At 70.7% G+C, this 1,663-nt stretch carries 2 protein-coding genes; one reads left to right on the top strand and one right to left on the bottom strand.

Going from position 1 to position 1,663, the window contains the following annotated elements:
- The coding region (locus tag ACIOJE_RS41255; RefSeq protein ID WP_400783838.1) for an electron transfer flavoprotein subunit alpha/FixB family protein at nt 1-800 on the top strand (800 nt) is incomplete at its 5' end.
- A gap of 160 nt (nt 801-960) precedes the next feature.
- Here ACIOJE_RS41255 and ACIOJE_RS41250 read toward each other — a convergent pair.
- Nucleotides 961-1,395 (bottom strand): hypothetical protein, encoded by a 435-nt coding sequence (locus ACIOJE_RS41250; protein ID WP_400783836.1) that lies wholly within the window; start codon nt 1,393-1,395, stop codon nt 961-963.
- Nucleotides 1,396-1,663 lie beyond the last annotated feature (268 nt).

Raw genomic sequence — 1,663 nt, 5'->3', positions numbered from 1 at the left:
CGGCCAAGGTGTACGTCGCCGACGGCGCCGAGTACACCGACCAGCTGGTCGTCCCCAAGGTGGACGCCCTCACCCAGATCGCCAAGGCCAACGACACCGCGGCCGTCCTCCTCACCTCCTCCGGCGAGGGCAAGGAGATCGCCGCCCGCGTCGCGCTGCGCCTGGGCTCCGGCATCATCACCGACGCCGTGGACCTCCGCGCGGGCGACGGCGGCCCGATCGCCACCCAGTCGGTGTTCGCCGCCTCGTACACCGTCGACTCGCGCGTCAGCAACGGCGTGCCGGTCATCACCGTCAAGCCGAACGCCGTCGCCCCCGAGGCCGCGGCGGCCGCCGGTGCGGTGGAGAACGTGGCGGTGGAGTTCACCGGCAACGCGGCCAAGGTCACCTCGCGTACCCCGCGGGTCTCGACCGGTCGTCCGGAGCTGACCGAGGCCGCGATCGTGGTCTCCGGCGGCCGTGGCGTCGGCGAGGCGGCCGGCTTCGGTGTCGTCGAGGAGCTCGCGGACGCGCTGGGTGCGGCCGTCGGCGCCTCGCGTGCCGCCGTCGACGCGGGCTGGTACCCGCACAGCAACCAGGTCGGCCAGACCGGCAAGCAGGTCTCGCCGCAGCTGTACGTGGCCAACGGCATCTCCGGCGCGATCCAGCACCGGGCCGGCATGCAGACCTCGAAGACCATCGTGGCCGTCAACAAGGACCCCGAGGCCCCGATCTTCGAGCTCGCGGACTACGGCGTGGTCGGCGACCTCTTCGCCGTGCTGCCGCAGCTGACCTCCGAGGTGAAGGCCCGCAAGGGCTGATCCTCCCCGCGCGGAGCAGCGGAGGGCGTGGCACCGGGTACCCGGTGCCACGCCCTCCGGCGTTCGCCCGACAACGCCTCCGACGAACAACGCGTCCGGAGAAACACGCGTCCGACGAAACACGCGTCCGACGAACGCGCGGTTCGCCGGCCGCGACGCGCTACTCGGCGAAGGCCGCCAGGTGCTGCGTGAAGCCGCCCTGGACGGGCGGCAGCGGGCGCGGCTCGACGTCCACCGGCGGCTGCGGCTCCTCCACCGGCAGCAGCCGCAGTTCCGGCTGCTCGGAACCGGGGGCGGACAGCAGCCGCACCCGCGTCCCGACCGGGACGGTGCTGCGCAGCCCGTCGACGATGCACCAGACGTCGAAGCCCTCGGCCATCCGGATCAGGGACTTCTGCCGGACCAGTGGCGTCCGGGCCTGCTCGACCTCGCAGCGCCGGACCACGCCGGTGCCCTCGCTGGGCTCCAGCCGCAGCTCGGTGGAGCCGCAGGTGGGGCAGAGCAGCCGCTGGAAGGTCGGGTTGTTGCACCACGTGCAGCGCTGGAAGTACAGCGTGGTGCTCCGGGTGTCGGCATCGATGGCTGAGTGGACCACGCTGTCATCTCCCTGCGCTCGGACCGGCTTGTTCGGCAGAAGTTCGGCAGGAAAAGGATAGGGAACTCAGTGCCGCCATGTGAAGGCACTGAGTTCCCTTTTTGCCGCGTGCGTGCATAATGAAGGGTACTGAGTACCGTCGTGAAACAGGAGTGGCGATCATGAGCCAGGAGTTCGATCTCTTCCGTATCTCCGAGGAGCACGAGATGCTCCGTGAGGCGGTGCGTTCGCTGGCCGAGGCGAAGATCGCTCCGTTCGCGGCGGAGGT

This window comes from Kitasatospora sp. NPDC087861 (assembly GCF_044742585.1).
Taxonomy (GTDB): Bacteria; Actinomycetota; Actinomycetes; order Streptomycetales; family Streptomycetaceae; genus Kitasatospora.
This window is presented reverse-complemented; position numbering and strand designations above follow the sequence as displayed.